Origin of the sequence: Burkholderia sp. 4M9327F10, assembly GCF_005503145.1 — a bacterium.
Taxonomy (GTDB): Bacteria; Pseudomonadota; Gammaproteobacteria; order Burkholderiales; family Burkholderiaceae; genus Paraburkholderia.
Window position 1 is genome coordinate 58,750 of the sequence record NZ_SCNV01000008.1, and the last position, 17,266, is coordinate 76,015.

Annotated in this window: 14 protein-coding genes; 13 read left to right on the forward strand and 1 reads right to left on the reverse strand. The window is 63.6% G+C overall.

Going from position 1 to position 17,266, the window contains the following annotated elements:
• Positions 1-180: 180 nt before the first annotated feature.
• The 6 genes from argS (at position 181) to FFS45_RS10850 (ending at position 8,114) form a co-directional block, all read left to right on the forward strand.
• Positions 181-1,968, forward strand: a complete 1,788-nt coding sequence (argS, locus tag FFS45_RS10825; protein ID WP_137954636.1) for an arginine--tRNA ligase — start codon at positions 181-183, stop codon at positions 1,966-1,968.
• Positions 1,969-2,029: 61 nt separating this feature from the next.
• Positions 2,030-2,818 carry an SPOR domain-containing protein gene (locus tag FFS45_RS10830; protein ID WP_137954637.1) on the forward strand — a complete coding sequence of 263 codons (789 nt, stop codon included), beginning with the start codon at positions 2,030-2,032 and terminating at the stop codon, positions 2,816-2,818.
• A 152-nt stretch (positions 2,819-2,970) separates the two neighbouring features.
• Positions 2,971-3,609, forward strand: coding sequence for a thiol:disulfide interchange protein DsbA/DsbL (locus FFS45_RS10835; RefSeq protein WP_137954638.1), 639 nt, complete (start codon positions 2,971-2,973; stop codon positions 3,607-3,609).
• A 16-nt stretch (positions 3,610-3,625) separates the two neighbouring features.
• Positions 3,626-4,396, forward strand: coding sequence for an SDR family oxidoreductase (locus tag FFS45_RS10840; RefSeq protein WP_137954639.1), 771 nt, complete (start codon positions 3,626-3,628; stop codon positions 4,394-4,396).
• Between the two features lie 229 nt (positions 4,397-4,625).
• The gene (locus tag FFS45_RS10845) at positions 4,626-6,221 is read left to right on the forward strand and encodes an ABC transporter substrate-binding protein (RefSeq protein ID WP_137954640.1); all 1,596 of its coding nucleotides are present in this window, start codon (positions 4,626-4,628) and stop codon (positions 6,219-6,221) included.
• 252 nt (positions 6,222-6,473) lie between these two features.
• On the forward strand, positions 6,474-8,114 hold the full coding sequence (locus tag FFS45_RS10850) for an ATP-binding cassette domain-containing protein (RefSeq protein ID WP_137954641.1): 1,641 nt from the start codon (positions 6,474-6,476) through the stop codon (positions 8,112-8,114).
• A gap of 12 nt (positions 8,115-8,126) precedes the next feature.
• Here FFS45_RS10850 and FFS45_RS10855 read toward each other — a convergent pair whose 3' ends face one another.
• Positions 8,127-9,197 carry an MBL fold metallo-hydrolase gene (locus FFS45_RS10855; RefSeq protein WP_137954642.1) on the reverse strand — a complete coding sequence of 357 codons (1,071 nt, stop codon included), beginning with the start codon at positions 9,195-9,197 and terminating at the stop codon, positions 8,127-8,129.
• Between the two features lie 146 nt (positions 9,198-9,343).
• Here FFS45_RS10855 and FFS45_RS10860 point away from each other — a divergent pair, with 146 nt between their 5' ends.
• From FFS45_RS10860 to FFS45_RS10890, 7 genes are all read left to right on the forward strand, one after another.
• The gene (locus FFS45_RS10860) at positions 9,344-9,769 is read left to right on the forward strand and encodes a MerR family DNA-binding transcriptional regulator (RefSeq protein ID WP_137954643.1); all 426 of its coding nucleotides are present in this window, start codon (positions 9,344-9,346) and stop codon (positions 9,767-9,769) included.
• The gene (aceK, locus tag FFS45_RS10865) at positions 9,766-11,613 is read left to right on the forward strand and encodes a bifunctional isocitrate dehydrogenase kinase/phosphatase (RefSeq protein ID WP_137954644.1); all 1,848 of its coding nucleotides are present in this window, start codon (positions 9,766-9,768) and stop codon (positions 11,611-11,613) included. The genes FFS45_RS10860 and aceK overlap by 4 nt, the downstream gene beginning before the upstream one ends.
• An 83-nt stretch (positions 11,614-11,696) precedes the next feature.
• The gene (gene can, locus FFS45_RS10870) at positions 11,697-12,473 is read left to right on the forward strand and encodes a carbonate dehydratase (protein ID WP_137954645.1); all 777 of its coding nucleotides are present in this window, start codon (positions 11,697-11,699) and stop codon (positions 12,471-12,473) included.
• A complete protein-coding gene (locus FFS45_RS10875; protein ID WP_137954646.1) occupies positions 12,466-13,671 on the forward strand; it encodes an acetyl-CoA C-acetyltransferase in 1,206 nt (401 codons plus the stop codon). The genes can and FFS45_RS10875 overlap by 8 nt, the downstream gene beginning before the upstream one ends.
• Positions 13,672-13,760: 89 nt before the next feature.
• Positions 13,761-14,438: an SDR family oxidoreductase gene (locus FFS45_RS10880; protein WP_137954647.1), complete on the forward strand. Its 678-nt coding sequence runs from the start codon at positions 13,761-13,763 to the stop codon at positions 14,436-14,438.
• Between the two features lie 52 nt (positions 14,439-14,490).
• Positions 14,491-14,943 (forward strand): YchJ family protein, encoded by a 453-nt coding sequence (locus FFS45_RS10885; RefSeq protein WP_137954648.1) that lies wholly within the window; start codon positions 14,491-14,493, stop codon positions 14,941-14,943.
• Between the two features lie 618 nt (positions 14,944-15,561).
• Positions 15,562-16,854, forward strand: a complete 1,293-nt coding sequence (locus tag FFS45_RS10890) for a CocE/NonD family hydrolase (protein ID WP_137954649.1) — start codon at positions 15,562-15,564, stop codon at positions 16,852-16,854.
• Positions 16,855-17,266 lie beyond the last annotated feature (412 nt).

Below are 17,266 nucleotides of genomic sequence, written 5' to 3' on the forward strand. Positions count from 1 at the left end.
TAGCGCGCCGCGCGGCGCCAGGCAATGGGCCGCCGGACCTGGCGGCCTTGATCTGCCCCTCGGCTCGCACAGCGGCCGCCAGTCACGGCGCGCCCTTTCCGGGCCTTTAACCGAGCAGTTTCGCGGCCCTCTCAAGCCGCTCCCGTTTCACCGCACTGCCTCACTGGACTCGCAACAAGCATGCTGCCCGCACAAAAACAGACTCTCGAATCACTGCTCGCCGACACCGTGAAGCAGGTCGCCGAGGCGACCCAAGGCGGCACTGAAGCCTTCGCCGCCCCCACCATTACGCTGGAACGCCCGAAAGTCGCCGCGCACGGCGACGTCGCCTGCAACGTGGCCATGCAGCTCGCCAAGCCGCTGCGCGCCAATCCGCGCCAGCTCGCGCAGCAGATCGTCGATGCCGTGCTCGCCCACCCGCAGGCTCGCGGCCTCGTGGAAGCCGCCGAAGTGGCCGGCCCCGGCTTCATCAACCTGCGTCTCGCACCGGCGGCCAAGCAGGCGGTGATCGGCACGGCGTTCGCCGAGAAGGAAGCCTTCGGCCGCTCGCAGCGCGACGCCGGCAAGCACGTGCTGATCGAATTCGTCTCGGCCAACCCGACCGGCCCGCTGCACGTCGGCCACGGCCGCCAGGCGGCGCTTGGCGACGCGCTGTCGAACGTGCTCGCTTCGCAGGGCTGTGACGTGCATCGCGAGTTCTACTACAACGACGCGGGCGTGCAGATCCACACGCTCGCCGTCTCGACCCAGGCACGGGCGCGCGGCCTGAAGCCGGGCGACGCCGGCTGGCCGGAATCGGCCTACAACGGCGACTACATCGCCGACATTGCGCGCGACTACATGAACGGTGAAACGGTCGCCGCAAAGGATGTGGAGCCGGTCAAGGGCGAAGGCGACGTCGACAACCTCGACGCGATCCGCCGCTTTGCCGTCGCCTACCTGCGTCACGAGCAGGACATGGACCTGCAGGCCTTCGGCGTGAAGTTCGACCAGTACTACCTCGAATCGTCGCTGTACGCGGAAGGCCGCGTCGAGAAGACGGTGAACGCGCTGATCGCCGCCGGCAAGACCTATGAACAGGAAGGCGCGCTGTGGCTTCGCACCACCGAGGACGGTGACGACAAAGACCGCGTGATGCGCAAGACCGACGGCACCTACACATACTTCGTGCCGGACGTCGCCTACCACGTCGCCAAGTGGGAGCGCGGCTTCACCAAGGTCATCAACGTGCAGGGCTCGGATCACCACGGCACCATCGCACGGGTGCGCGCCGGTCTGCAGGGTCTGGGCATCGGCATTCCGAAGGGCTATCCCGACTACATCCTGCACAAGATGGTGACGGTGATGCGCGACGGCCAGGAAGTGAAGATTTCGAAGCGCGCGGGCAGCTACGTGACGGTGCGCGATCTGATCGAATGGTCGGGCGGCGCGACGCCGGGCCAGGAAACCTCGCCGGACCTGCTCGACGAAGCAACGATTCGCCGCGGCCGCGACGCCGTGCGCTTTTTCCTGATCTCGCGCAAGGCCGATACGGAATTCGTGTTCGATATCGACCTCGCGCTCAAGCAGAACGACGAAAATCCGGTCCACTACGTGCAGTACGCGCACGCCCGGATCTGCTCGGTCATCAACGAATGGAAGACGCGCTACAACGCCGACGAGGCAACGCTGCCGGCGGTCGACGTCGCACCGCTCACCAGCGAACGCGCAATGGCGCTGTTGCAAAAGCTCGCGGAATTCCCCGACATGCTGCAACACGCCGCCGACGAACTCGCACCGCACGCGGTCGCGTTCTATCTGCGCGACCTCGCGGGCGAATTCCACTCGTTCTACAATGACAAGGCTGAACGCGTCCTCGTCGACGACGAAGCCGCACGTAACGCGCGCGTCGCATTGCTCGCCGCCACGCGTCAGGTGCTGGCAAACGGCCTTGCGACAATCGGCGTCTCTGCTCCCGAAAAGATGTAAGTCCTCCGGCACGACACGCATGCGGCCGTCGCTATAATCGACGGCCGTTCCAGGATTCCTTTTGCAGGTGATTTATACGATGGCAAAACCACGCCGCACAACGAAGCAGTCGAAGCAAACCGGGGGCACTTTTCTCGGTATCGTACTGGGCCTGATTGTCGGCCTGGCAATCGCGGTGGTGGTGGCGCTGTATATCACCCGGGCGCCTACGCCATTTGTCGCCAAGGTGGCGCCGCCCGCGGCGTCCGACACCAGCGCGAGCGAGGCGCAATACGATCCGAACCGTCCGCTGCAAGGCAAGACACCGGGCCAGCCGGTGCCGCAGGCCGCCCAACCCGCGCCGCAGAACACCGCGCCGGGCCAGGCTAACGGCCAGGGCCAAGGCCAGTCGAACGGCATGCTGCAGGAACCGGAGATCGTCGAAGTACCGCCGGCGGCCAGCTCGGCCAATGCGAACGGCGTCGCGGTCGCACCGAATCCGGCGCAGGATAACGGCACGAGCGCCGCGGTGAAGAAGCCGCAGCAAGCCACCAGCGCGCCCACCAGCACGGCGGCGGCTCCGAATGCGGCCAAGCCCGGCTCGAACGCCGCGCCGTCCGCCGCCGACGCGAACAACGGCTACTTCCTGCAGGTTGGCGCCTACAAGACCTCGGCGGATGCCGAGCAGCAGCGCGCGCGCCTCGCCTTCCAGGGCTTCGAATCGAAGGTCACGCAGCGCGACGCCGGCGGGGTCACCTACTTCCGCGTGCGCATCGGGCCGTTCTCGAAGTTCGACGACATGAATTCGGCCCGCCAGCGCCTGTCCGACGCCGGGGTCGATACCGCCGTGATCCGCTTTACCAAGCAGTAATGTGCCGTCATGCGCCGCCGCTGAACCTCAGCGCGCGGCGCGAGTCTCAAGCACGGCAGAGGCCTGCCGCCACACTCTCGTAACGGTGACAGCCCCGCGTTTTGCCGCGCCGCCGCGCTACCGTTATTCCGCCTAATCTGGGTCCACAAGACATGAAAAAACTGCTGAGCATTCTCTTCCTTTCACTCGGCCTCGTCAGCGCGGCCGTTGAGGCATCGCCGGCTGCACCGGTCGCCGGCAAGGACTACACGGTCCTTTCGTCGCCCCAGCCGATCGACGTGCCGGCCGGCAAGATCGAAGTCACCGAATTCTTCTGGTACGGCTGCCCGCACTGCAATGAATTCAACCCGTACCTTGAAGCGTGGGTCAAGAAGCAAGGCCCGGATGTCGAGTTCAAGCGCGTACCGGTGGCCTTCCGCGACGATTTCATCCCGCATTCGAAGATGTACCACGCGCTCGACGCGCTGGGTCTCGCGCAAAAGCTCACGCCGGTCGTCTTCAACGAAATCCACGTCAACAAGGACTACCTCCTGACGCCGGAAGACCAGGCCAAGTTCCTCGCCAAAAACGGCGTGGACCCGAAGAAGTACCTGGACGCGTACAACTCGTTCTCGACGCAAAGCGAAATCCAGCGCGACAAGAAGCTGCTGGATGACTACAAGATCGACGGCGTGCCGACCCTGGCCGTGCAGGGCAAGTACGAAACCGGCCCGGCTGCGACGAACAGCCTGCCGGGCACGATCCAGGTGCTCGATTATTTGGTCGCCCAGGTCCGCGCCAAGAAGATGTAAAACGCGAGGCGCCGGGATGAATTCGACACTCAAGGTTTTCATTACCGGCGCCTCCAGTGGCATCGGACTCGCGATCGCCGCCGAATATGCGCGGCGCGGCGCGATTCTCGGCCTCGTAGCCCGCCGCGCCGACGCGCTGGCGAGCTTCCAGCAGGCTCATCCGCAGAATTCCATCTCCCTCTACCCGGCCGACGTGCGCGACGCCGACGCGCTCGCCGCCGCGGCCGAGCAGTTCATTGCGCAGCACGGCTGCCCCGACATCGTCATCGCCAATGCGGGCATCAGCCAGGGCGCCGTCACCGGCCGCGGCGACCTGCGCGCGTTCCGCGAAGTCATGGACGTCAACTACTTCGGCATGGTCGCCACCTTCGAGCCGTTCGCGGCGGCCATGATGGCCGCACGCAAAGGCACCCTGGTCGGGGTCGCGAGCGTAGCCGGCGTGCGCGGCTTGCCGGGCTCGGGCGCTTACAGCGCCTCCAAGGCCGCTGCGTTCAAGTACCTCGAAGCGCTACGCGTCGAGATGCGGCCGAAGGGGGTCAACGTCGTCACAATCGCCCCCGGCTATATCCGCACGCCGATGACGGCGCACAACCCGTATCCGATGCCGTTCCTGATGGACGCCGACCGCTTCGCCCTCAAGGTCGCGGATGCGATTGCGCGTAAGACGCGCTTCGCGATCTTCCCGTGGCAGATGCGCGTGGTGGCCATGTTGCTGCACGTGCTGCCGCGCTGGATCTACGACCGCGCCTTCGAAAAAGCCCCGCGCAAGCCGCGCGCCGCCGACTAGGCCATGACAGCGAGTGCGCTCGATGCGACCGGCATCGCGCACGAAACCTCCCACAGCGTCGCCTATTTGGCGCGGTATGCTTGCACTGGCTGCACGCGCTGAGCCGCCCTTGGTGTGTCCATATGGATATGCCGATTAGTTCGTTGTCGCCACAACCACCCTTCGATAAGCTTTCGCCCAGGCGGGATCGCGCAGCCACGCACTGCGCCTGTTAGGAGATCCAATGCGTATGCGCTTCAAACTGCCCGTCACCGTCATTGCCGCCCTGCTCGTCACAGCGCCTGCGCTGGCCCTCGCCAAGCCGCTGACCGTGTGTACGGAGGCGAGCCCGGACGGCTTCGATGTCGTCCAGTTCAATTCGCTCGTCACGACCAACGCGTCGGCCGATGTGATTTTCAACTCGCTGGTCTCGTACGACGAAGCCGAAAAGAAGGTGGTGCCGGCCCTCGCGCAAAGCTGGGACGTGAGCCCCGACGGCCTCACGTATACGTTCCATCTGCGCCCCAACGTGCAGTTCCAGACCACCGACTACTTCAAGCCCACCCGGCCGCTTAACGCCGACGATGTGGTGTTCACGTTCAGCCGGATGCTCGACGACAGCAATCCGTGGCACAAGGTGACGGGGGCGAGCGGATTCCCGCACGCACAGTCGATGGGCCTGCCGAAGCTGATCAAGTCGGTCTCGAAGGTCGACGACAACACGGTGAAGTTCGAGCTGAACCAGCCGGACGCGACCTTCGTCTCGATCCTGAGCATGGGCTTCGCGTCGATCTACTCGTCCGAATATGCTGACCAGTTGCTCAAGGCGGGCAAGCAGGTGGACCTGAACGCCAAGCCGATTGGCACTGGGCCGTTCGTGCTGAAGAGCTACACCAAGGACGCCGTGATCCGCTATGACGTGAATCCGTCGTACTGGGGGCCCAAGCCGAAGATCGACCGCCTGATCTACGCGATCACGCCGGACGCCACCGTGCGCGCGCAGAAGGTCAAGGCGGGCGAATGCCAGATCGCGCTGTCGCCGAAGCCCCAGGATGTGGCTGACGCCAAGACCGACAAGTCGCTCGCCGTGGTGCAGACACCGGCCTTCATGACCGCGTTCGTCGCGCTGAACACCGAGAAAAAGCCGTTCGACAACCAGAAGGTGCGCGCCGCGCTGAACATGGCGTTCGACCGCAGCACCTATCTGAAGACGGTGTTCGACAACACGGCGACCCCGGCGGTCAACCCGTTCCCGCCGAACACGTGGAGCTACGACAAGGCGGTCAAGGCCTGGCCGTACGATCCTGTGAAGGCGAAGAACCTGCTCGCCGAAGCGGGCTTCCCGAATGGCTTTTCGACCACCATCTGGGTGCGGCCGACCGGCAGCGTGCTCAATCCCAATCCGAAGGCCGGCGCCGAACTGCTGCAGGCCGACCTCGCGAAGATTGGCGTGAAGGCGGACGTCAAGGTGATCGAATGGGGTGAGCTGATCAAGGAAGCCAAGCAGGGTCAGCACGATACGCTGTTCATGGGCTGGGCCGGCGACAACGGCGACCCGGACAACTTCCTGTCGCCGCTCTTTAGCTGCAATGCGGTGAAGTCTGGCATCAACTTCGCGCGCTTTTGCGACGCCGATCTCGACAAGCTGATCGCCGACGGCAAGGCCACGCCGGATCAGGCCAAGCGAGCCAAGGCGTATGAGGCCGCTCAGCAGATCATTCACGATCAGGCGCTGTGGATTCCGCTCGGTTATCCGACCGCATCGGCGATCACGCGCACCGATGTGAGCGGGTATCACGTGAGTCCGTTTGGACGGCAGAATTTTGTGACGGTGGCGGTGCAGTAAGAGCCTGTGCTGCTGCGCGCAGATACAAAAGCCCGGTTGCGTTGCACCGGGCTTTTTTTGCGCACATACCGCCTCGTGACAACGCGCCATGCAGCGCGGCCTTGCCCCGCCAAACCGCCGATTGCTATACTGCGCGCACTCCTTCTTCCCCGGACATCAGCCAAAGTGAACAACTAAGCCATCCAGAATGTTTTCGCAGCAGACCGCAACAAGCGTCCCTGCGAAGGTCGCAACACATTTTTGGAGGTGCTTATGGCTCATGTTACGCCATCGTCCCCACTCGTTTCGCTGCAGCAGGTCTCGTTCCATTTCGACGACGGCGCCGCGCTGTTCGATTCCCTTAGCCTGACGTTCGACCACATCCGCACCGCAATTGCGGGCCGCAACGGCGCGGGTAAAAGCGTCCTTGCGCGGTTGATTGCAGGCGAGCTCGCACCGTCTTCAGGCGCGATCGAGCGCTACGGTTCCGTTGCGTTTGTTGCGCAGAACACCCTCGCCCAAGCGGGAGAAACCGTTGCACAAGCGACGGGGCTCGCCGGCACGCTCGACGCATTGGCGCGCCTTGCGAACGGCACGGCTCATGCCGACGACATCGATCATGTCGGCGATCGATGGGATCTTGCGACGCGCCTCGACGCAGCGCTCAAGGAGGCGGGCTTAGCCGAACTCGATGCTACGTATCCGGCCGACGAGTTAAGCGGCGGCCAACGCGCACGCGTGGCGCTGGTAGGCGCACTGCTTTCCGGCGCGGATCTGCTCGTGCTTGATGAACCGACCAATCATCTCGACGCGGCCGGTCGCGCATGGCTGCACAACGTGCTCGACACGTGGCGCGGCGGCCTGATCGTCGTGAGCCACGACCGGCAGATGCTCGGCAGCGTCGAGCGGATCGTCGAACTGGCGCCGCACGGACCGCGCCTCTACGGTGGCAACTACGATATCTTCTGCGCGCAACGCGAAGCCGAACGACAGGCTGCCCAGGCTGCGCTCGACCACGCCCGGACCGAACGCACCCGCGAACGGCGGCGGCTGCAACGCGAGCACGACACGATCCAGCGGCGGGCCGCGGGAGCACGCCGTCATGCGGAGACCGCCAACGTATCGAGCTCGGAGCGTTTCACGCTAAAGGGCAAAGCAACGGAAATCATGGGGCATGTCCGCCGCGCCCAACAGGATTTCAAAGTGGAGCTCGACATGCGTGTGCGAGATGCCGCCGCCCGTGTGCTACCCGAAAGCGCCGTTTTACTGTCGATGCCGGGCGCAGCCGTGCCTGCACGCCGCAAGGTGTTCACGCTCGAGCAAGCGCGCCTGCCGTGGCTGGACACCAACCATCCCGCAGCACGGATCACATGGGCGGCCGAAGGTCCGATGCGCATTGCGGTGATGGGTCCCAACGGTTGCGGCAAGTCCACCTTGTTACGGCTACTGGCTGGTAACCTAACGGCCGTGAGCGGTGTCTGCGCGACGCACGTCCCCAGCGCTTACCTCGACCAGGAACTCAATCTGCTCGACCCAGAGCGTTCGCTCGTCGAGCAGTTGGGGTTGCTCGATACGCCGCTCGCCGAAGGTGAACTACGCAGCCGCCTCGCGCTGCTGCAACTCGACGCGCCACGCGTCACGCAACCCACGCGGCTACTGAGCGGTGGTGAACGCCTAAAAGCAGCGCTCGCGTGCGCGCTGTGGCGTGGCACACCGGCGCAACTGCTATTGCTCGATGAACCGACCAATCACCTCGATCTTGAGTCGGTGCTGGGGTTCGAAGAGGCGCTAGCCAATTTCCCCGGCGCGATTGTGGCGGTGTCGCACGACAGTGATTTTCTGGCCGCCCTGCAACCGACGCACACCATGCGATGGACCGGTGAAGGCTGGCGCTTCGAGCCCGTCGTGGCTTGAAACGAGCACGGTTTAGGGCGCAAACCGTATCACCCCATCCGCATCCAGGGTCCGCTTAAACTCGCCCGCGAGCCATAGCAGGTGCAAGTGAGCGAGCGCCTCTCCCATCGCAAACGTCATCTGGTGAATGTCGAGTTGCCGCTTGAACATCAGCGGCACGATATCGGCCGCGCTGCGCGGCTTTTCGGCGCAAGCCTCGCGCACCTCGGCGAGCCGCGCGTCGTGATGCTCACGCAGTTGCCCGATACGGGTTCGCACACCGCGAAACGGCTTGCCATGCGACGGCAGCACCAGGGTGTCCTCGGCCATCACCTCGTAACGGCCCAAAGATTCCAGATACAGCGCGAGCGGATTGCCCTCCGGCTCCATGTCGAACACCGACACGTTGGTGGAGATGCGCGGCAACACCATGTCACCCGAAATCAGCACGCCGTCCGCCTCGTTATGCAGCGCACAGTGCTCCGGCGAATGACCGAAGCCGGTCACCACCCGCCACGTCTTGCCGCCAATCACGATGCTCTGGCCTTCACGCATGCGCCGATACTGCCCCGGCACCGCAGGCACGAGATTCGAGTAGTAGCTCGTGCGATTGCGCAGTTTATCGAGCGAGGCCTCATCGGACAGGCCATGCCGCGCGAAGTGGCGCGCGGCGCCCGCACCGCCCGCATTCGAACCGTCGCCCGCCGCCATCACCCGTGCCTGCATGTATTCGCCGAGCGTCATCCACAAACGCACGTCCCAGCGCTGCTTGTCGCCGCCCGCGCAGATCCAGTGCGCGAGACCGATGTGATCGGGATGGCAGTGCGTGACGATCACCCGCAGCACCGGCAAACCGTCGAGCAGCGTGTCGAACACCTGCTCCCAGTTCGCCTTGATCGTGTCCGAGGTGATCCCGCAATCGACCACCGTCCAACCCTGCTGACCGTCGATCTCATCGCGCAGAAGCCACAGATTGATATGGTCCAGCGCAAACGGCAGCGGCATGCGCAGCCAGAACACGCCAGGCGTCACTTCGAACGCGTGGCCGGGTTCCGGCAGGGTGTCCTTGAACGGGTAGTCGAGTTGATGTTCGAGTGCATTCATTGTGGGGTCTTCCTCCATCGCCCGGGCGGTAAGCGCCGGCGATTCTGCCGCCGGGCGCCCGGGTTGCGCTTTACTCAAGTTGACGATAACGTAAACGTCGATTCTATCGTCCAATCCGTTTTTCTGCCCGGCCACGGGACGTCCCAATGAACACGCAATACACCATCACCGAACTCGCGCGTGAATTCGACGTCACGCCACGAGCAATTCGCTTCTACGAAGACCAGGGTTTACTCTCGCCGAGTCGCGAAGGGTCGAGCGGATTGCGGCGCGTCTACTCGGGCCGCGACCGCACGCGCCTGAAGCTGACGCTGCGTGGCAAACGGCTGGGCTTCACTTTGTCGGAAATCCGCGGCCTGCTCGATCTTTACGAATCGCCAACCGACACCGTGCCGCAATTGCACGCGTTCCTGGATACCGTGACACGGCATCGCGAAGTGCTGGAGCGCCAGCTTGAAGACCTGAACGCGACGCTCGAAGACCTCGCGCAATACGAAGCCCAGGCGCGGGCGCTGCTCGAAAGCGGCACGCGCGAGCCGCATGGGCTGGCATCGGATGCGCGCTCGCCATGAATCACTTTCCCAAGCTGCTGTCGTCGCAAATCGGCTTCGACGTCGCACAGACGATGCTCGAAGGCTTCGACCGGCACTACCGGATTTTCCGCGACGCCGCGATCCACGCCAAGGCCCTGTTCGAGGCCACCGATTGGCATGGCCTGCAGCGACTCGCCCGCGAGCGCATTACTTCGTATGACGAACGGGTCGAGGAATGTGTCGAGCTGCTCGAGGACGAATACGACGCAGAAAATATCGACGACGAGGTCTGGCAGCAGATCAAGCTCCACTACATTGGGCTGCTGACCACGCACCGGCAGCCCGAGTGCGCGGAGACGTTTTTCAATTCCGTGTGCTGCAAGATCCTGCACCGCTCGTACTTCAACAACGACTTCATCTTCGTGCGCCCCGCCATCTCGACGGAATACATCGAGAACGACGAGCCTGCCGCCAAGCCGACCTACCGAGCGTACTACCCCGGCAAGGATGGTCTCGCCGCGACGCTCGAGCGCATCGTCACGAATTTCCAGCTTGAACCGGCGTTCGAGGACCTGCAGCGCGATGTCGGCTGTGTGATGCAGGCCATTCACGACGCGTTCGGCACCTTCGACGAAGCGGCCAATTTCCAGATTCATGTGCTGTCGTCGCTGTTTTACCGCAACAAGTCGGCGTATATCGTCGGCCGGATCATCAACGGCGATGCGCTGCTGCCGTTCGCAGTGCCGCTGCGCCACGTGAAGCCGGGCCTGCTCGCGCTCGATACCGTGCTGCTCAAGCGCGACCAGCTGCTGATCATCTTCAGCTTCTCGCACTCGTACTTTCTGGTGGACATGGAAGTGCCGTCCGCCTACGTCGAGTTTCTCGGCACCATCATGCAGGGCAAGCCGAAGGCGGAAATCTATACCTCGGTCGGCTTGCAGAAGCAGGGCAAGAACCTGTTCTATCGCGACCTGCTGCACCACCTGTCGCATTCGAGCGATCAGTTCATCATCGCCCCAGGCATCAAGGGGCTGGTAATGCTGGTGTTCACACTGCCGTCGTTCCCCTACGTATTCAAGCTGATCAAGGACAACTTCCCACCGCCGAAGGAAACCACCCGCGAGCTGATCCAGGGCAAGTATCAACTCGTCAAACGGCATGACCGGCTGGGGCGCATGGCCGACACACTCGAATATTCGAGCGTGGCGCTGCCGTTGTCGCGCCTCGACGAAGCGCTGCTGCGCGAACTGGAAAAGGAAGTGCCATCGATGATCGAATACGAGGGCGACAACCTCGTGATCCGCCATTTGTACATCGAGCGTCGCATGGTGCCGTTGAACCTCTACCTGCAAAACGGCAGTGACGAGGACGTCGAGCACGGCATCCGCGAATACGGTGATGCTGTGAAGGAACTGATGCAGGCGAACATCTTCCCCGGCGACATGCTGTACAAGAACTTTGGCGTCACGCGTCATGGCCGCGTCGTGTTCTACGACTACGATGAGATCGAATATCTGACCGACTGCAACGTGCGCGCCGTGCCGCCGCCGCGCAACGAGGAAGACGAACTGTCCGGCGAGCCGTGGTATTCGGTCGGCCCGCATGACATCTTTCCCGAAACGTACGGGACCTTCCTGCTTGGCGACCCGCGCGTGCGCCGCGCCTTCATGCAGCACCATGCAGACTTCTTCGAACCCGCGCTGTGGCAACGGCATAAGGACCATCTACTCAAAGGCGAATTGCCCGACTTCTTTCCCTACGACAGCAGCGTGCGCTTCTGCCTGCGCTACCCGGAACGTTTCGCTCCGGCAACCAGGGCGGATACAGTCAGCAAGCCAGGCGAAACCAAGGCAGCGCACGACCCTGCTGCGCGCGCGGCATAAACGGATATGAATCCCATGCCACGCTCGCCCCTCCCGCAACGACATCGACCGGTCCATCGGTCCAGCAACCGAGCCGACTCACCATGAACGCAAAATCCTCCTCTCCGCCCAACCCGCTCGCCCACCTGTTCGACAACAACGACAGGTGGGTCGCCCGCGAACTGGCCAAGGATCCCGAGTATTTCTCGCGCCTTGCCGACCAGCAGGCGCCCGAGTACCTGTGGATCGGCTGCTCCGATTCACGTGTGCCGGCCAACCAGATAATCGGCCTGCCGCCTGGCGAAGTGTTCGTGCATAGAAACATCGCCAACGTCGTGGTGCATACCGATCTGAACTGCCTCTCGGTAATCCAGTTCGCCGTCGACCTGCTGAAGGTCAAGCACATCATGGTGGTAGGCCACTATGGCTGCTCGGGCGTCGCCGCCGCGCTGCACGGCCGGCGCGTCGGTCTCGCGGACAACTGGCTGCATCACGTGCAGGACGTGCGCACCAAGCACGCGGCGCTGCTCGAAGAGTGGCCGCTCGGTGAAGCGCGCCACCGGCGCCTCGTCGAACTGAACACGATCGAGCAGGTCGTCAACGTATGCCGCACCACCATCGTCAACGACGCCTGGGCGCGCGGCCAGGAACTGACCGTGCATGGCTGGGCCTATGGCGTGCACGACGGCAAGGTGCGCAATCTGGGCATGATGATCGGTGCGCCCGGTGAGCTGGATGAAACGTATTTGAAGTGTGTCGCCGCGGTATCCGCGGGCGGTGCGCATAAAACAGACAACGACGTGGTCGCGGCAGATGCGGCCAGGCTCGGCGATGTGCCGGCCGTCGTCGAAGGTGTCATCAAGGAGCTAAAACATGAGTGAGACGAAGCGCGATAACCAGGCCGATCCGATTGTGATCGTTTCCGTCGCCCGTACGCCGATGGCGGCGTTCCAAGGCGACTTCGCGACGCTGAACGCGACGCAACTCGGTGCGATTGCCATCGAAGCGGCCGTCAAGCGCGCGGGCCTCGAGCCTGGGCAGATTGACGAAGTGGTGATGGGCTGCGTGCTGCCTGCGGGACTTGGCCAGGCGCCGGCCCGTCAGGCGGCGCTAGGCGCGGGCCTGCCGCTCGCCACCGGCAGCACCACCGTGAACAAGATGTGCGGCTCCGGCATGCGCGCGGCCATGTTCGCGCACGACATGCTGGCGGCCGGCTCGGTGGAGGTGATCGTCGCCGGCGGCATGGAAAGCATGACCAACGCACCGTACCTGCTGCCGAAAGCGCGCGGCGGCATGCGCATGGGTCACGGCCAGGTGATCGACCACATGTTCTACGACGGCCTCGAAGACGCCTATGACAAGGGCCGCCTGATGGGCACCTTCGCCGAGGAATGCGCGGCATCGTTCGACTTCACGCGCGAGGCGCAGGACGCCTTCGCGGTGGAATCGCTCAAGCGCGCCAAGCGCGCCAACGAGGATGGTTCGTTCGCGTGGGAAATCGCCCCGGTCAAAGTGGAAAGCCGCAAGGGCGATGTGACGATCGAGCGCGACGAACAGCCGTTCAAGGCGAACCTCGACAAGATCGCGACGCTCAAGCCCGCCTTCAGCAAGACCGGTACGGTGACGGCAGCAAACTCGTCGTCGATTTCCGACGGCGCTGCGGCGCTGGTGATGATGCGCGAGTCGACCGCCAGGCGGCTCGGCGTCACGCCGCTCGCACGCGTGGTCGGCCATTCGACTTTCGCTCAGGAACCGGCGAAGTTCACCACCGCGCCGGTCGGCGCTATCCGCAAGCTGTTCGAGAAAAACGGCTGGAGTGCGAACGAAGTCGATCTGTATGAAGTCAATGAAGCATTCGCCGTGGTCACGATGGCCGCGATGAAAGAGCACCATCTGCCGCACGAGAAGGTCAACGTGAACGGCGGCGCCTGCGCACTGGGTCATCCGATCGGCGCATCGGGCGCGCGCATTCTGGTCACGCTGATCGGCGCGCTGAGGCAGCGCGGCCTGAAGCGCGGCGTGGCGACGCTGTGCATCGGCGGCGGCGAAGCCACCGCGATGGGCATTGAACTGCTGTAAGACGTCGCGCGTGTGCCGTGCCCGCTGCGTGCTGCACGAGCGGGCACGGCGCATGCGGCAGGCGCTGTATTGAACCGTGAGGGGAACCTATGAAAACCGTGTTGATCGTCGGTGCGTCGCGCGGCATTGGCCGTGAGTTTGCGCGCCAGTACAAGAAGGCCGGCTGGCGCGTGCTGGCCACCGCGCGCGACGACGCCTCGCTTCAGGCACTCGAAGAACTCGGCGCAGAGACCTTCTCGCTCGACATCACCGTGCCTCACGAGATTGCCGCACTCGGCTGGAAGCTCGATGGCGAGCGGCTCGATGCGGCGTTGCTGGTATCGGGCGTGTACGGTCCGCGCACCGACAGCGTCGAAACCGTCACCGCCGAGGACTTCGACGAAGTCATGGTGACCAACGTACGCGGCCCGATGCAACTGATCCCGATCCTGCTGCCGCTGGTCGAAGACGCCAATGGCGTGCTCGCGGTGCTGTCGAGCAAGATGGGCAGCATTACCGAGGCGACCGGCACCACCGGCTGGCTGTATCGCGTGAGCAAGGCGGCGCTCAACGACGCGCTAAAGGTCGCCTCGCTGCAGACACGGCGCGCGTCCTGCGTCGCGCTCCACCCCGGCTGGGTACGCACCGACATGGGCGGCGCGCAGGCGGCAATCGATCCCGAACGCAGCGTGACCGGCATGCGCCAGGTGCTGGCCCAGGCGGCCGCGTCACACGAATCGTTTAACGGCCGCTTCTTCCAGTACGACGGTACGCCGCTCGAGTGGTGAGGAAACGCAAGCATGTTGCTTGACGGGAATACGATTACCTTCTGAAGAATCGATGAACGCCCAATCCTTGACTGCACAACGACCTGCCGAATGCCCATGCGGCGGCGCCACGCCGACGCAGCGCAGCGGCGCGAAAGCACCGGGCTTCGCAGCGTGCTGCGGACGCTATATCGACGGCGGCGAGGCCGCACCCAGCGCGCTGGAACTGATGCGCTCGCGCTATAGCGCCTATGTGCTCGGTGCGAACGACTATTTGCGCGCTACGTGGGCGCGCGAGACCTGCCCCGCCGATCTAGACGCAGACCCCGACGCGTCCGATGCGCCGCGCTGGCTCGGTCTGCAGATCAGGCGCTTCGCCGCACAAGACGAGCGTCATGCCGAAGTCGAATTCATCGCCCGTTACAAGGTCGGCGGGCGAGCTCACCGTTTGCACGAATTGAGCCGCTTCGTGCGCGGCGATGATGGACACTGGCGCTACGTCGACGGCGACGTCAGCGACACCTGAGACCCGCCCCATCCAGAGCCGCGCGGTAAGGATCTGTAATCATTTCGCGCGGCGCTTGCAGGTTGCTTGCGCACGGCCACTGCGCAATTAATCGCGCCTTCACATATGCCCCTCAAAATGGCGCTGCCCTGTGTGTTGGCTGGCTACCACATCGGTCATTTCTCCCGCTCTTCTCTTCCGGCCGCGTGGCCCCGTATCTTCGCGGCCTGTGCGACGTGTCGAGCACTGCGAATTTTTTCTCGCGGGTTCTCCTTAATTGCACAAGCGCAATTTGTCGTGCCAGGATCGGCCTGTAGGTTTTGTAGCGACACGTTGCGAGGGGCGGTCCAAACCTTCCCCGCAAGGATGGACAGAAGCTGCGCCGGGCCTTGATGGTTTGCGGTTTGACGGCAGTTTCATGTGACATCGTGTGTGGCTCATCCTCGACGCGTGGGGTCGCGTCGGCCAGGCTGGTGGGTTATCCCGTGCGATCTCGAACCGCGTGCGAGCGCCAAGCGCGCCACGCATGCGAGTGTCTTTTTGTCGCCGCAAACCTTGCCGAAAGGCAACTGTCAGCGGATAGCAAAAGACAGCGGGCGATGCAGGTTTTAAGGACGTACTTCAGGGCAGGTGTGGCGAATGGGTTGCAGAAAGTTTCTTACGGCGGGTGTGGTGGTGTGCGCATGGGCAGGCTGTACCGTGTCGCTCGCGCACGCCGATCCGCTGGCCGAATCGCAGCCCGGTCCTCTGACGCGCGCCGAAGTCCCGCGAATCGCCCTGGACGACGACACCTATCTGCCGCGCGCCAGCCTCAACGAACAGATCATTCGCGTCCCGGTGGACGCCGCCGGCACGATCACGCTTGAAACGACGATCTACAAGCCGGACGGTCCCGGACCGTTTCCGATGATCGTCTTCAACCACGGCAAGATGCCCGGCGACCCGCGCCAGCAATCACGCAGCGACCCGCTGCCATTTGCGCGCGAGTTTGTCCGCCGCGGCTATGTGGTGGTGGCGCCGAACCGCCAGGGTTTCGCGCAATCGGGCGGCAGCTACGAGCAGGACGGCTGCGACGTCGAGCGTAACGGCCTGGGCCAGGCGGGCGATGTCGCGGCAACGGTGGCCTTCATGTCGAAGCAGCCGTATGTGGACGCACAGCACATTGTGGTGGCGGGCACCTCGCACGGCGGACTGGCAACGATCGCCTACGGCGTCGAAGCGGCGCCGGGCGTGCGGGCGCTGATCAACTTCTCGGGCGGCTTGCGGCAGGACGCCTGTACGGGCTGGCAAGGCAATCTGACGAAAGCGTTTGGCGCTTACGGCGAGAAGACTCACGTACCTTCGCTGTGGCTGTACGGCGATAACGATTCGATCTGGTCGACACCGCTGGTGGCGGACATGTACGCGGCGTATTCGGCGCACGGCGCGAATGCGAAGATGGTGGATTTTGGCGCGTACAAGAATGACGCGCATCGGCTGGTGGGTGACCGTGATGGTGTGCGGGTGTGGTGGCCTGCTGTGGAAGCTTTCCTGGCGCGGGTTGGGATGCCGACTGGCGTGCAGTACCGCGTGGCGGATCCGGAGCCGCCCAAGGCGAGCGGCTATGCGGCGGTTGACGCCGTGAGCGCGGTGCCATTTCTTGATGATGCTGGACGCAATGGGTATCGGAATTTCTTGCATCAGTATCCTAGCCGGGCTTTTGCTGTTTCTGATTCTGGCGCGTGGTCGTGGGCTGAAGGAGGGGATGATCCGATGTCTGTGGCTGTCGCCAACTGTCAGAAGCAGAGTTCGGATCCTTGCCGGTTGTATGCTGTGAATGATGCTGTTGTCTGGAATGATGCGTCTTCGCAGACTGCGAGTTCTGGTGATGCTGGTGGTGGCTCCGCCGGGGAGAAGGGTGACGATAAGCGGGCTTTGGCTAGTCGGGAATAGGTTTTTTTTTGCTGCGCAGGCTTTTTTTTGTTGTTCTTAGGGTGTTGGCCTTTCCTTGCTTTGTTTTTGGTTTATTAGCGTTGCCCCTGTGCGGGGCGGCACCTACTTTTCTTTGCCGGCCGCAAAGAAAAGTAGGCAAAAGAAAGCGGGCTCACACCGCTAGCCCGTAGTGAGCCATCCCGGTCTGCCATCGGGAACGGCCCAAAACGAGACCCGTCTTCGCGTTTCCCCCGTTCGTGACACAGCACTCATCCGCTCCAGCGTCGCGCTACGCGCTCCGCCGCCGGGTATATCTCCTCCTCCAAACCTCATCGCAGCGCTTGCGCTACAGATATGTGTCCGCCCCGCAAGCCGATATGTTGAAGTTCGGTAATATTTCGCATAACGAACCGTTAACGTGTAACGTAGAAAC

Coding starts and splice junctions, on each gene's coding strand:
- argS (WP_137954636.1), top strand. CDS start 181: ATGCTGCCCGCACAAAAACAGACTCTCGAATCACTGCTCGCCGACACC.
- FFS45_RS10835 (WP_137954638.1), top strand. CDS start 2,971: ATGAAAAAACTGCTGAGCATTCTCTTCCTTTCACTCGGCCTCGTCAGC.
- FFS45_RS10840 (WP_137954639.1), top strand. CDS start 3,626: ATGAATTCGACACTCAAGGTTTTCATTACCGGCGCCTCCAGTGGCATC.
- FFS45_RS10845 (WP_137954640.1), top strand. CDS start 4,626: ATGCGCTTCAAACTGCCCGTCACCGTCATTGCCGCCCTGCTCGTCACA.
- FFS45_RS10850 (WP_137954641.1), top strand. CDS start 6,474: ATGGCTCATGTTACGCCATCGTCCCCACTCGTTTCGCTGCAGCAGGTC.
- FFS45_RS10855 (WP_137954642.1), bottom strand. CDS start 9,197: ATGAATGCACTCGAACATCAACTCGACTACCCGTTCAAGGACACCCTG.
- FFS45_RS10860 (WP_137954643.1), top strand. CDS start 9,344: ATGAACACGCAATACACCATCACCGAACTCGCGCGTGAATTCGACGTC.
- aceK (WP_137954644.1), top strand. CDS start 9,766: ATGAATCACTTTCCCAAGCTGCTGTCGTCGCAAATCGGCTTCGACGTC.
- can (WP_137954645.1), top strand. CDS start 11,697: ATGAACGCAAAATCCTCCTCTCCGCCCAACCCGCTCGCCCACCTGTTC.
- FFS45_RS10875 (WP_137954646.1), top strand. CDS start 12,466: ATGAGTGAGACGAAGCGCGATAACCAGGCCGATCCGATTGTGATCGTT.
- FFS45_RS10880 (WP_137954647.1), top strand. CDS start 13,761: ATGAAAACCGTGTTGATCGTCGGTGCGTCGCGCGGCATTGGCCGTGAG.
- FFS45_RS10885 (WP_137954648.1), top strand. CDS start 14,491: ATGAACGCCCAATCCTTGACTGCACAACGACCTGCCGAATGCCCATGC.
- FFS45_RS10890 (WP_137954649.1), top strand. CDS start 15,562: ATGGGTTGCAGAAAGTTTCTTACGGCGGGTGTGGTGGTGTGCGCATGG.